10 protein-coding genes are annotated in these 13,344 nt (G+C 68.9%); 5 read left to right on the top strand and 5 right to left on the bottom strand.

What is annotated here, in order from left to right; genetic code table 11:
* Nucleotides 1-64 precede the first annotated feature (64 nt).
* A complete protein-coding gene (gene pgi / locus P7A99_RS08845; protein ID WP_277793520.1) occupies nt 65-1,684 on the top strand; it encodes a glucose-6-phosphate isomerase in 1,620 nt (539 codons plus the stop codon).
* Nucleotides 1,685-1,871: 187 nt separating this feature from the next.
* Here the strand turns inward: pgi and P7A99_RS08850 are convergent, their stop codons facing one another.
* The 3 genes from P7A99_RS08850 to P7A99_RS08860 form a co-directional block, all read right to left on the bottom strand.
* Nucleotides 1,872-3,944 carry a TonB-dependent receptor plug domain-containing protein gene (locus P7A99_RS08850; protein WP_277793521.1) on the bottom strand — a complete coding sequence of 691 codons (2,073 nt, stop codon included), beginning with the start codon at nt 3,942-3,944 and terminating at the stop codon, nt 1,872-1,874.
* Between the two features lie 148 nt (nt 3,945-4,092).
* A complete protein-coding gene (locus P7A99_RS08855; protein WP_277793522.1) occupies nt 4,093-4,461 on the bottom strand; it encodes a hypothetical protein in 369 nt (122 codons plus the stop codon).
* Between the two features lie 90 nt (nt 4,462-4,551).
* A complete protein-coding gene (locus P7A99_RS08860) occupies nt 4,552-7,581 on the bottom strand; it encodes a DUF4982 domain-containing protein (protein ID WP_277793523.1) in 3,030 nt (1,009 codons plus the stop codon).
* Nucleotides 7,582-7,659: 78 nt separating this feature from the next.
* Between P7A99_RS08860 and P7A99_RS08865 the strand changes: the two genes are divergently transcribed.
* The 4 genes from P7A99_RS08865 to hisG all read left to right on the top strand — a co-directional run bounded on the left by P7A99_RS08865 (nt 7,660) and on the right by hisG (nt 11,488).
* Complete coding sequence (locus P7A99_RS08865) at nt 7,660-7,791, top strand: hypothetical protein (protein ID WP_277793524.1); 132 nt, start codon at nt 7,660-7,662, stop codon at nt 7,789-7,791.
* A 91-nt stretch (nt 7,792-7,882) separates the two neighbouring features.
* Nucleotides 7,883-9,391 (top strand): histidine--tRNA ligase, encoded by a 1,509-nt coding sequence (gene hisS / locus P7A99_RS08870; protein WP_277793525.1) that lies wholly within the window; start codon nt 7,883-7,885, stop codon nt 9,389-9,391.
* Entirely contained in the window at nt 9,381-10,529 is a 1,149-nt protein-coding gene (locus P7A99_RS08875) for an ATP phosphoribosyltransferase regulatory subunit (RefSeq protein ID WP_277793600.1), read from the top strand. Before hisS ends, P7A99_RS08875 begins: the two co-directional genes overlap by 11 nt.
* Nucleotides 10,526-11,488, top strand: a complete 963-nt coding sequence (gene hisG / locus P7A99_RS08880; RefSeq protein WP_277793526.1) for an ATP phosphoribosyltransferase — start codon at nt 10,526-10,528, stop codon at nt 11,486-11,488. Before P7A99_RS08875 ends, hisG begins: the two co-directional genes overlap by 4 nt.
* A 551-nt stretch (nt 11,489-12,039) precedes the next feature.
* Here hisG and P7A99_RS08885 read toward each other — a convergent pair.
* The gene (locus P7A99_RS08885; RefSeq protein ID WP_277793527.1) at nt 12,040-12,969 is read right to left on the bottom strand and encodes a bifunctional helix-turn-helix transcriptional regulator/GNAT family N-acetyltransferase; all 930 of its coding nucleotides are present in this window, start codon (nt 12,967-12,969) and stop codon (nt 12,040-12,042) included.
* 55 nt (nt 12,970-13,024) lie between these two features.
* Nucleotides 13,025-13,342, bottom strand: a complete 318-nt coding sequence (locus P7A99_RS08890) for a hypothetical protein (RefSeq protein WP_277793528.1) — start codon at nt 13,340-13,342, stop codon at nt 13,025-13,027.
* Nucleotides 13,343-13,344: the final 2 nt, after the last annotated feature.

The raw sequence follows: 13,344 nt of genomic DNA on the forward strand, positions 1-13,344 counted from the left end.
CGAGACGGACCTTTGGTAAGCCCGGGCCCGTAAACGCTGTTTTACCACATACATGGAGCTGCCCGTGTCCGATCTCGACGCCGCCTGGACCCGCCTGGAAACCGCCGCCAAGGCCGCCGGGGAGAAGCGCATCGTCGAGTTCTTCGACACCGAGCCCCAGCGTCTCGAGACCCTGACCCTCGACGTCGCCGGCCTGCATCTCGACCTTTCCAAGCAGGCCTGGGACGAGGCCGGTCTGGAAGCCGCGCTCGATCTGGCCCACGCCGCCGGCGTCGAGACCGCCCGCGCCCGCATGCTGGGCGGCGAGGCGATCAATTCGTCCGAAGGCCGGGCCGTGCTGCACGTGGCCCTGCGCGCCAAAAGCAACGCCGACATCAAGGCTCAGGGCGTTCCGGTGATGGCTGAGGTCGAGGCCGTCCGTGAGCGGATGAAGGCCTTCGCCGAGGCCGTCCGCTCGGGCGCGATCAAGGGCGCCACGGGCAAGCCGTTCAAGTCGATCCTGCACATCGGCATCGGCGGCAGCGATCTTGGCCCCCGCCTGCTGTGGGACGCCCTGCGCCCCGTGAAGCCGGAAATCGACCTGCGCTTCGTGGCCAATGTGGACGGCGCCGAGTTCCTGCTGACCACGGCCGATCTCGACCCGGAAGAGACCCTGGTCGTGGTGGTCTCCAAGACCTTCACCACCCAGGAGACCATGTCCAACGCCGCCGCCGCCCGCGCCTGGCTGGTCGCAGCCGTGGGCGAGGAGGGCGCCAACGCCCACCTGGCCGCCGTGTCGACCGCGCTGGACAAGACCTCGGCTTTCGGGGTTTCGGACGAGCGGGTGTTCGGCTTCTGGGACTGGGTCGGAGGCCGCTATTCGCTGTGGTCGGCGGTCAGCCTGTCGGTGGCCGTCGCCGCCGGCTGGGACGTGTTCCAGGGCTTCCTCGACGGCGCGGCGCAGATGGACGCCCACTTCGCCAGCGCCCCGCTGGAAAAGAACGCCCCGGTGCTGGTCGCCCTGGCCCAGATCTTCAACCGCAACGGCCTCGACCGTCGCGCCCGCTCGGTCGTTCCGTACTCGCACCGTCTGCGCCGCCTGGCCTCGTTCCTCCAGCAGCTGGAGATGGAGAGCAACGGCAAGTCGGTCGGCCCCGACGGCAAGCCCGCCGCGCGCGGCACCGCCACGGTGGTGTTCGGCGACGAGGGCACCAACGTCCAGCACGCCTATTTCCAGTGCATGCACCAGGGGACCGACATCACCCCGATGGAGCTGATCGGTCTGGCCAGGTCCGACGAAGGTCCGGCCGGCATGCATGAGAAGCTGCTGTCGAACCTGCTGGCCCAGGCCGAGGCCTTCATGGTCGGCCGGACCACCGAAGATGTCGTGGCTGAGCTGCAGGCCAAGGGCGTTTCAGAAACCGAGATCGCCACCCTGGCCCCGCAGCGCACCTTCGCCGGCAATCGCCCGTCGACCCTGGTGCTGCTCGACCGCCTGACGCCCCAGACCTTCGGCGCCCTGATCGCCCTCTACGAGCACAAGACCTTCGTCGAGGGCGTGATCTGGGGGATCAACAGCTTCGACCAGTGGGGCGTGGAGCTGGGCAAGGTGATGGCCGGCCGCATCCTGCCGGAACTGGAAGCCGGCGCCGTCGGCGAGCACGACCCGTCGACCAGCGCGCTGATCGGGCGGCTGAAGGCATAGAAGGCCCCGATGTCCTTCTCCCCTTGCGGGAGAAGGTGTCGGCGATAGCCGACGGATGAGGGGTCTCTCAGAAGACAGACGCCGCGAAAGCTGATCGGCTTTCGCGGCGTTTTTCGTACGTGCGACCCCTCACCCGACCCCACTCCGTGGGGCCACCCTCTCCCGCAAGGGGAGAGGGACCACGAAGTCAGAACGTCTTTCTCACCCGCAGGCTGACGAACGTGCGCGGGTCGATGTCGCGGACTTCCTGGTAGCGCACCGGCCGGGTGACGCGGTCGGCATAGACCGTGCGGGTGACGACGAAGTCGTCCCAGACGTTCAGCTGGGCGCGGATGGCCAGGGTCGGGGTCGGCTTGTACTCGGCGAAGGCCTCGTAATAGTTGGCGCCGCGCCACTTGTTGGTCTGGTCGGGGTCATAGGTGCCCTGGCCCAGCAGCGGCAGCCAGTTGATCCCCCACTGCACCTGGCCGCGCATCAGGTCCTGCTGGAAGCCGATATTGGCCTGGGTCGGGCGGACCTGCGAGATCGGCCGGTCCTTGTGGTCGGTCGGATCGGTGACGTGGGTCTCGTTCCAGTCGTTCTTGAAGGTGAGACGGCCGCCCTTCACGCCCAGCTTGTCGGTGGGCACGACGATGTTGAGCGACAGCTTGTCGAGCGTGCCGTCGCCGATGTTGCCGGTCGCCGACAGGCCGCCCGGCAGGGGCAGGCGGTCGATGACGCCGATGATCTCGTCGTGGCGCCAGCCGATCGACACCACGCCCTCACCCCAGAACCGGCGCTCGTAGGTCAGTTCGCTGATCCAGCGCTGCTCGGGCTCCAGGTCGACATTGCCGCCATAGACCGCGCCGTCGCCGAACTCGGCCGAGGCGGCGAAGTCGCCGAAATCCAGCTGGCCGAGCTCCCGTTCGAAGCGGAAGCGCAGCTGGTGGTCGGCCTTGGGCGTCCAGGTCGCCTGGAAGCGGGGCTTGGCGTAGAAGAAGCTCTTCTCCTGGTCGGCGTCGCCCGACTGGCTGATCGTCGAGGTCTCCAGCCGCACGCCGCCCTCGAGCGTCAGCTTGGGGTTCACCCGCCAGGTGGTCTTCAGGAAGGCCTCGCCGCGCGTCTCCTCGACCTTGACCGAGGCCGAGGGCAGGTCAACGGCCGCGCCGCCGACCGAATAGGCCTGCTTCACGTCGAGCATGTTGTAGGCGACCTCGCCGCCGAACTCGAAGGTCAGGCCCGGCTTGCGCTCGTGGCGGATGGTGGCGCGCAGGATGGATTCCGAGGAGTCGCCCTGCGCCCCGAAACGCTCCTGCGGGCTGACGGCGCCGCCCACCGCGGCGTCGTTCAGGGCCTCGCTGTCGAACTTTTCGAACTCGTGCATCACCCGGGTTTCGAGGTTCCAGCGCGGCGCCAGCGGGCGGCTGTAGGTCAGGCCCAGTTCGCCCGAGCGGCTGTCTTCCTCATAGGCGGTGCGGCGCTTGGAGGTGGCCGAGGTCAGTTCCTGCCAGTCCTGCCAGTCGTTGACGCCATAGCGGGCGGTGGCGTCGATCTTGCCGCCGGCCAGGGGGGCGGCGTAGTTGCCGCGGATCGAGCGGCCGCCGCCGTAGCCGTCGTTCAGGAAGGCCTCGTCGCGCAGCACCACGCCGTTTCCGTCGCGGCGCACCGAGCGGCCCGCGCCGTTGGAGTCGCTGCTGCTGGTGCCGTCCGACAGGGTGACGCCCCAGCTCTTGTCGCCGTCGCGGGCGGTGAACTGGTAGGAGCCGCCCCACACGTCGTGGCCGCCGTCGAAGATCTGGCTGTTGAGGGTCAGGATCGACTGGCGGACCGCGCCCTTCTTCAGGACCACGTTGGCGACTACGCCATAGCCCTGCATGTCGATGCCCGGCGCGCCGCCGCGGATCAGTTCGATGCGTTCGACCTGGGCGGCGGGGGTGCGCTGCAGGACGTTGGAGCCGGTCTCGGCCTTGGAGGCGGGGCGGTTGTTGTTGACCAGCACGTTGCCGACCGCGCCCTCGAAGCCGCGGGTGCCGGCGCCGTCGTTGAGCACGAAGCCCGGCAGGCGATTGACCATGTCCAGTGCGGTGTTGGGGCGCAGGCTGGTGAAGAAGTCCGGCACGAAGATCAGCACGCCCTTCTGGGTCGCGTCGTCCAGCGGCGCCTCGCTGACCGGGCCGGTCGGAACCGGCGCCTGGGCGGCCTGCGGAGCCTCGGCGGCCTGGGCCGCGCCGGCGGCGAGCAACGCGAAGGCGGCGGTGGCGAACAGCACGGACTTGGACATGAACTTTCCCCTCAATCCCGGGGAAGGTCTTGCCGGTGGTCGCCCGCGACCTCAAATTAAACGCCTGAAAGGTGGATTAAATATACGAAATCATTACGGGAAATTCAGGTTGGTGACACTGCTGGAGCTCGGTGTGAGAGCCAGAACGCTAGGTGACGTCGATGGCAATGACGGTCGGTTCACGCGCATCATTGGTCCAGATCGATAAGCCGGTGCGACGAGAGGGAGCGGCGATTTCGATCAGTTCGTTCAGCTCGGCGTCGCTCACCACCAGTCGCTCGCTCTGCGTATCGATTTCACCCTTGAAGACGAGGGTCAGGTCGGCGTGATCGGACCCCGAACCGATGACTATCCGGGTGCACCCGTCGATCTCGCAGAGCGTTCCGACGCAGACGCATTGCGCGTTGGCCCAAAGACGGGACGGTCCGCCGTCAAACTCTGGAGCGTCCACATCTACGCTTCCCGCGATCAGAATGAACGAGCCGGGCGCGCGAATAGAAACCTCTTGCGGCTCCATGGCTCAAACTTTTCGTCTGGTTGCGAGATGGATGACCCTGGCCTTTGCGCCAGATCTCCACAAGGGGGGCGTGAGGAGGCGCTCCGCCCCTCACCGCCTCTTGTAGAACTCCGCCTCGACGATGCTCAGCGCGCCGCCGGTCTTGACCTTCTCGGCGCCGGTGTCGAAGCCGCCCTTGGCGCCGGTGACCTCGACGATCTTGCCGAAGGCGTCGCGGTCGGCCGTGGCGCCGGTCAGGGCGATGCGCAGGCGCGAGCCCTTGGCGGCCTTCAGCGGCAAGGTCACGTAGCCCAGGCTCTTTGGAGCCTCGCCCTCGTAGACCACCTCGCCGTCCATGGTGATCCGCAGCGGATAGGAGCGGATGCGCCAGCCGATCAGCTTCAGCGAGATCTCGTCGACCTGTTGGGATTTCGGCAGGCGATACTCGATCCAGGCGTTCTCCAGCCGGCCGTCGCTGGCCCAGTGGGTGGCCTCGTCGTCGTCGACCGTGGCGGAAACCTTGTCGGCGTTGGAGCCGGCGGTGATCTCCACAGCCTTGATCGTGTCGCGGCGGACCTTGAAGGCCGGGGTCGAGGGCGTCGGGCCGCGCGCCATGCTGACCGGAAGCAGAGGGGAGTCGGCTGAAGGCGCAACGGCGTCCAGCGTGATCGTCGCGGGCTTCAGGCCATCTGCCGTGGCGGTCACGCGCACCTGGCCGGACGCCAGGGTCGAGCGCAGGGCCACGCGGTTGATCCCGCCCTCCACCGGCAGGGCCTTGGCCAGGATGTAGTTGTCGTCCTTGCGGTTGGAGCCGGCGTACTGGGTCACCGCGTCGACCCCGGCCGGACCCTTGGTCACCGGCTCGCCCGAGGCCGAGACCGGGGTGTCGGTCGGCTTGGCGTCGCTTTTGGAGTCGCCCTGGGCGATGCCGCCGCGCCATTCGGCCGAACCGGCCACGTCGAAGCTGACCATGTCCAGCGCCGTGGGCACGCGCCGGCCTTCAGCATCCACCGCCTCGACGTCGACCAGGGCGATGTCGGCCGCGTCGGCCTTCCAGCCGCCGGGGCCGGTGCGCGGCGTCAGCTTCAGGGCGACCGCCGGACCGGTGGTGATCCGCTCGTCGCGGGCGACCTCCTTGCCCTTGGCGTCGCGGGCGATCGCCGTCAGGGTTCCGGGGGCATAGGCCACGCCCTTGAAGGTGAAGAGGAAGCCGTCCGACTTCTCGCCCCGGCCCAGCGACTTGCCGTTGAGGGCCAGCTCGACGCTGTCGGCGCTGGAGACGACCAGAACGTCTTTCACCGTGCCGGCGGCGTAGTTCCAGTGGCCGACGATGTGCGAGCGCGGCTTTTCCACGTCGACCCAGCCGTCCCACATCACCTGGTGGGCGAAGAAGCCCTCCTTCGGGATGCGCATGGCGTCCACCTCGCCGCTGCGGCGATAGTTGTTGTCGCCGCGGAAGTGGGTGTTGCTGTCGGAGAAGATGATGTTGACGCCGCCGGCGCTGACCCGCTCGCCGCCGCCCGGGCGCTCGACCCAGTAGTCGTTCCAGCGCTGCACGGTCTCGATGACCATGCTGTCCTGGTTGCGGTTGTAGCTGGGGCTGTCCTTGTGGAACGGGGCGGTGAACTCGTCCTGGAACTTCCGCGCGGACTCGTCGCGGGAATACTCCATGGCCCACATCGGCTTGCCGGCGCTCTTGTTGATGTAGAGCATCTCGCCGCCGTACTCGGCGACCTTGCTGTCGAGCATCTCGCGCGAGCCGATGGCGCGGCCGCCGTGCGGATCCAGCCGGTCGCGCACGGCCTTCAGCTGCGCCATATGCGCCTCGCTGATGTTCTCGTTGCCGCCCTCGTAGAAGATGATCGACGGGTTGTTGCGGAAGGCGACGATGGCGTCGGCCATGGCCTCGACCCGCTGGTCCCAGCGGCGGCCGGAGACGTCGCTCTCGGCGTCGCCGGCCGGCATGGCCTGCATCAGGCCCACGCGGTCCGAGCTTTCCACGTCCTGGCGGGCCGGGGCGATGTGCATCCAGCGCACCAGGTTGCCGCCGCTCTCCACCATCAGGCCGTTGGAGAAGTCGCTGATCCACGGCGGGATGTTGGTCCCCAGGGCCGGCCACTCGTTGCTGGTGCGCTGGGCGTAGCCGTGCACTTGGATGGCGCGGTCGTTGAGGAAGACGGTCCCGTTCCTGAACTCGGTCTTGCGGAAGCCGGTGCGGGTCAGGGCGCTGTCGACGACCTTGCCGTCCTCCACCAGCTCGGTGGTCACCGCATAGAGATAGCCGTAGCCCCAGCTCCAGAAGTGCAGGTCCGACAGCCGCCGGCTGGCCGACACCGTCTTGGTCTCGCCGGGCGCAATGGTGACGGCCGGGGCGGTGAACTGGCCGGCCGGCTTGCCGTCGACGTCCTTCAGCGTGACGCGATAGGCGAAGGTGCGGGGTTTGGCGCCGTCGTTCTGCACCTGGCTTTCGGCGTGGATCGTGGCCTTGCGGCCCTTGATGTCGAACTGGTCGGCCCAGACATAGACGCCGGTGGTCCCCAGGCTCGTATAGAGCGGCAGGGTCTGGTGCAGGTCGCCGGTCAGGCGTAGCCGCACCGCGCGATGGATGCCGCCGTAGTTCACATTGAAGTTGTTGTTGTTCCACTGGAAGCCGCTGCCGGTGGCGCGCTCCTTGTACTTCCAGTCGTTGTCGACCCGCACGGCGATGACGTTGACGAACGGGGCAGGCTTCAAAAGCTTGGTCGCATCCACGCCGAAGGCGGTGGCGCCGTTCTCGTGGCCGCCCGCACGCACGCCGTTGATGTAGACGTCGCCGGCCTGGCGCACGCCCTCGAAGTCGAGGATGGCGCGACCGCCCACCGCCGGACCCGCATCGGCCGGCAGCACGAAGCGCTTGCGGTACCAGGTGATGCCGGTCGAGTGCTCGTGGATGTCGCGCGAGAACGCCTCGTCCTCGTTGAAGGCGCGGGGCAGGGTGACCGGCTTCCAGGCGGCGTCGTCGAAGGCGAGCGCTTCGGCGCCTGCAAGCTCGCCGGTGGCCATGCGCCAGCCGTCGTTGAACGGGATCTCGCCGGCCAGGGCCGGCGCGGCGGCCAGGGCCAGCAGGCTGGCGGCGCCCAGAAGCGTCAACGAACGTCGCATGGACCTCTCCCTCATATTGGTCAGGCCAATTTGTTGTTGGCGGGAGATGTGGCTTGACCGCTGCCCGCTGTCAAGTCGATGCGGGTTGTGGGTGGCGCCGCCGCCGCGCCTGCGCTATACGCCGCCGCGATGACCCGCACGCCGCACCACCACGGCCACCACCACCATCCGACCTCGCCTCGCGGGATCGGCCGGGTCCGCACGCTCTAAAGCCGAGCGACCCAGCCAGAGCCCCGCCTAGCGGATGGGGCTTAAGTGCAAGCGCCATCCGTCGAAGCCTAGAGATCTCTAAGGACCGACGATGACCGACGAAACCGCCCCCAAGACTGAAGATTTTCGCCCCGAGGCCCGCGCCCCGCGCGGCTTCGCCGACAAGCGCGCCCGCGACCTGCGCGCCGAAAAGTCGATCCTCGAGGCCGTCTCGGCCGTCTACGAGCGCTACGGCTTCGAGGCGCTCGACACCGGGGCCTTCGAATATGCCGACGCCCTGGGCAAGTTCCTGCCCGACAGCGATCGTCCCAACGAAGGCGTCTTCGCCCTGCAGGACGACGACGACCAGTGGATGGCGCTGCGCTACGACCTGACCGCGCCGCTGGCCCGTTTCGCCGCCCAGAACTGGGAGACCCTGCCCAAGCCGTTCCGCCGCTACGCCTTCGGTCCGGTGTGGCGCAACGAGAAGCCCGGCCCTGGCCGCTTCCGCCAGTTCATCCAGTGCGACGCCGACACCGTCGGCTCGGCCCGCCCGGAGGCCGACGCCGAGATCATCGCCATGGCCGTCGAGGGCCTGGAGGCCGCCGGCCTGCCGCGCGGCGCGGCGGTGCTGAAGATCAATAACCGCAAGCTCCTCAACGGCCTGCTCACCCAGGCCGGCGCCACCAGCGAAGGCCAGAAGCTGGCCGTGCTGCGCGCGGTCGACAAGCTGGACCGTCTGGGCGTCGACGGTGTGCGCCTGCTGCTGGGCGAAGGTCGCCTCGACGACAGCGGCGACTTCACCAAGGGCGCGGGCCTGGCCGGCAAGGCGATCGACTCCGTACTCGACTTCGTCCAGGCGGGCGCCATTGGGCTTGGGGGCGGTCGCAGCGCCACGCTGAACAACATCGCCAAGGTCGTGGCCGGTTCGGCCGAGGGCGACGAGGGCCTGGAAGAGCTGGCCAAGATCGACGCGGCCCTGACCAGCCTGGGCGTCGCCGACGACCAGGCGATCATCGATCCGTCGATCGTGCGCGGTCTGGAATACTATACCGGCGCGGTGTTCGAGGCCGAACTGCTGCTCTCGACCACCGACGAGAAGGGGAACAAGGTCACCTTCGGTTCGATCGGCGGCGGTGGTCGCTATGACGACCTGGTGGCCCGCTTCACCGGCCAGCCGGTGCCGGCCACGGGCTTCTCGTTCGGCGTCTCGCGCTTGGCGGCCGCCCTGCGGGCGGCGGGTCGCGAGCCGGCGAGCGCAGCGCGCGGTCCGGTCGTGATCATCAATTTCGACCAGGCCCACATGGGCGAATATTTCGCCGTCGCCGGCCAGCTGCGCGCGGCGGGGATTCCGGCCGAGGTCTATCTCGGAACCTCGGGCATGCGCCCGCAGATGAAGTACGCCGACCGCCGCCTGTCGCCGGCCGCCATCATGCTGGGCGGCGACGAGATCGCCGCCGGCACGGTGACGATCAAGGACCTGGACCTGGGCCGCGAGCTGGCCTCGGGCGTCGCCGACAACGCCGCCTGGAAGGCCGAGCGTCCCGGCCAGCAGACCATTCCGCGGGGCGACCTGGTCGCCGCCGTCAAGAAGATCATCTCAAGCGCCACTGGGGGCTGATCCGTTGAGGCTAGAGCGTTCCATCCCGGCGGAGGCGCTCGACGCGATCCGCGCTCCGTTTTTGTCGGCCGGCGCCGCGCCGGTCGACGCCCCGGTGCTGCAACCCCTGGGCCTGCTGCTGGACCTGGCCGGCGAGGCCATGCGTTCGCGGCTGTTCGTCGTCTCCGGCGACGGTGGCGACGAGGCCTGCCTGCGTCCCGACTTCACCGTCGCCGTGGCCCGCCAGCACCTGGCCTCGGGCGTCGGCGCGGGCCGCTATCTCTATGAAGGCAAGGCCTTCCGGGTGGCCCCGCGCGGCAGCGACCGGGCCGAGGAGTTTCTCCAGATCGGCGTCGAGGCGTTCGAGGCCGCCGATCCGGTGGCCGCCGACGCCGAGATCGCCGCCCTGGCCTGGGCCGGCGCCGCGGCCGGCGGTCGTGACGACCTGACCCTGCTGCTGGGCGATGTTGGCCTGTTCGCCGCCTTCGTCGACAGTCTCGACCTGACCCCGCCGCTGGGCGCGCGCCTGAAGCGCACCTTCTCGCGTCCGCGCCAGCTGAAGGCCGAACTGGAAGGCGAGGGCGCCCCGGTCGTCTCCAGCGAGCGCAGCCGCATCGCCGCCCTGCTGGCCGGCCTGCCCGAAGCCGAGGCCGCCGCGGTGCTGCAGGAACTGTGGTCCCTGGCCGGCATCGAGCCGGTCGGCGGCCGCCGTCCGGCCGAGATCGCCCATCGCCTGGTCGAGAAGGCCGAGGTGGTGAAGGCCGGCCGCCTCTCCCCCGAGCAAGCCGACAAGGTCCGCGCCTTCCTGGCGGTCAGCGACGCGCCGGAGGCCGCCCTGGACGCCATCGCGGCCCTGGCCGGTCCCAGTCGCGCCCCGCTCGATGCGGCAATCGAGGGCTGGCGCAAGCGTCTGGCCGGCATGGTCGCCGGCGGCGTGCCGATCGACCGCATCCGCCTGAACGCCGCCTTCGGGCGCGCCTTCGGCTATTACGACGGCTATCTCTTCGAGGTGCGCAGCGCCGCCCTGGGCGAGGAACGCCCGGTCGCCGCCGGCGGCCGCTATGACGGTCTGCCGGCCCGCCTGGGCTCGGAGACCAAGACCGGGGCCGTGGGCTGCATGGTGCGCCCGGCTCGCGCCTATGCCGGAGGCGGCGAATGACCACCGACACCCCGATGATCTTCGCCATCCCCTCCAAGGGCCGCCTGAAGGAACAGGTCGAGGCCTGGCTGGCCGAATGCGGCTTCCGCGTCGAGATGACCGGCGGCGCGCGCGGCTATTCGGCCGAACTGTCGGGCCTGCCCGGCGTCTCGGTGCGCCTGCTGTCGGCGGGCGACATCGCCGCCGGTCTCGACAGCGGCGACCTGCATCTGGGCGTCACCGGCGAGGACCTGCTGCGCGAGCGCGGCGACGACATGGACAGCCGGGTGATGCTGCTGCGCGCCCTGGGCTTTGGCCGCGCCGACCTGGTGGTGACCGCGCCCAAGAGCTGGCTCGACGTCGACACCATGGCCGACATCGACGAGGTCGGGCACCTGCACCTGGCCAAGACCGGCCGCCGCCTGCGGGTGGCCACCAAGTACGTCACCCAGACCCGGGCCTTCTTCGCCCGTCACGGCGTCGCCGACTACCGTATCGTCGAAAGCAGCGGCGCCACTGAGGGCGCGCCTGCCGCAGGCGCGGCCGAACTGGTGGTCGACATCACCACCACCGGCGCCACCCTGGCCGCCAACGGCCTGAAGGTGCTGTCCGACGGCGTCATCCTGAAGAGCCAGGCCCAGCTGACCGCCTCGCTGGTCACGCCGTGGACGGAGGGGCAGCTCGACAGCCTGGCGCGCCTGCTGTCGGTGGTTGAGGCCAAGGGCCGGGCGCGGACGCTCGCCACCCTGGTCTGGCCGGCCGAACAGGACGTCGCCGGACAGGCGGCCGTCGCCCCGTTCGTCGTGGCCGGCGGATCGCGCCGGGCCAATGGCGCCCTGCTGGCGACCGGCGACCTGTTCGCCGCCGCCGCCGCCCTGGCCCAGGCGGGTGTCGAGCCGGTAACCGTGTCGCGTCCCGACTACGTGTTCGAATCCCGCTCGGCGGTGCTGGAGGCGCTCAAGGGCCGGTTGAACGGCTGATATTTGACAAGTATGTCAAAAATTACCGAACCGAACGGTGATTAGTTTGACTAAAGCGTCCAAACTACGGGGTTGATGTCAAAAAAACGTCGAACCCCTTGTAGAATCTAGATCGTTGCCGTTGACACGATCTCGGTTTTGCCGTTTTCTGACTGGGCAAGAGAGAAACGGGTCCACAGAGAACCCCCTCTCTTCGGCGTTTCGGGGAGGAAACGCCCGCCTAGATCGAATGATCGAGAAATAGCCAGACCCGCTGCGTTTATCCCCCGCAGCGGGTCTTGGTGTATCTGGGCTCTGGTTTCCATTTTCGACAAAATCGTCAAAAATGGCGAACGCGCGTTTGAGCGTTGCCGTTAATTGTCCGCCCGCGCCCGCAACTCATTTGTCATCCCGGGCGGAGGGCCGCGCATCGGACCGCAGGCCCGGGACCCAGGGGACTGGGCGCGATGCCAAGATTCACTGCCCCAGCGGTTGCGAATGCGATGCGGCGGCCCCTGGGTCCCGGCTCTCCGCGCTATGCGCTCCGGCCGGGATGACGCGAGGGGATGCAGTTACGCGCTTAAGTCCAGCGACCAGATCTGGTCGATCAGGTCCTGGCCGAACCGTCGGCAGGGCGTCTCCTCGATCACCTCGAAGCCCGCCCGCTGATAGAGCTTCCGCGCGGCGCTCAGGGTCTTGACGGTCCACAGGTCCAGCCGCCGATAGCCCAGTGCCCGGGCCCGCGCCACGCAGGCCTCGATCAGCATCTGGCCCACCCCCATGCCGCGGGCGTCGGGCTCCACATAGAGCAGGCGCAGCTTGGCCGCGTCGGGCGTCTCGCCCCGGACGAGGAAGATCGAGCCGACCATCCGGCCGTCGGCTTCCGCGATCCAGGCGTCGTCCCTGGCCGCATCGAAGGTGCGGTGGAAGCCGGCCACGATCTCGGCGATCAGGGCCTCGTGGTCGGCGCCCCACCCGTATTCGTCGGCGTAGAGAAAACCCTGGCGCGCCGTGACCATGCCCAGGTCGCCGGGGGCGAGGCCACGCAGCGTCGCGACGGGCGGCGCGTCGCTGTCGAACACCACGTTGATGTCGCGCGCCGCCGCCAGCAGTTGGGCCCGTCGCAGCGGATGCAGGCCGTCGATCAGGGTCCCGACGCTGGCCTTGGTGTTGGCCTCGAGGGTGGCGAAGGCCGTCCGGCCCTCGTCGGTCAGCGACAGCAGCAGGTGACGGCCGTGGCTGGGGCTCTCGCGCGCCACGACCAGGCCGCGCTCGGTGAAGCGCTTGAGGGTGCGGCTGACCTGGGCCGGATCCAGCCCCAGGGCCCGGACGATCTCGGCGGCCACCGGGTCGGTGCGCGTGGCCAGCTCGTACAGCACGCGGGCCTCGCTGAGCGTGAAGGGACTGCCGTCATAGCTGGCGTCCAGCAGGCCCAGCCGGCGCGTATAGGTCCGGTTGAAGGCCCGCAGATCGGCGACGTCCTGGTCGTGCTGGGTGGTCATGGCGGCTCCAATGTTGATGGAGTCACTATTTCAGAATATTGACTGAATCAATAACTCAGCGATGCTGCGTCGCCCGTGACGCGTGGCGGCGGTCCAGATAGGTCTCCAGCCGCCTTGTAGACGTCCGCCCGTCGCGCAGCGCCAGGACGCCCAAGGCCGCCAGGACCAGGCCGACGAAGCCCACGAAGGCCGGATAGATCCAGTAGAGCGCCGGGTTGTAGGCGTGGCCATGGCTTCGCCGGTGGAGGACGATCTCCTCGATCAGCCGCGCGGCAGGCTCGAAGACCGGTCGCCAGCGCCAGAGGGCGAAGACGATCGCGACGGACACGATCGGTACGGCGAGGGTGAACGCCCAGAGGCGGCGGCGTGCCATGG

Origin of the sequence: Caulobacter endophyticus (assembly GCF_029543245.1) — a bacterium.
Lineage (GTDB): Bacteria > Pseudomonadota > Alphaproteobacteria > Caulobacterales > Caulobacteraceae > Caulobacter > Caulobacter endophyticus_A.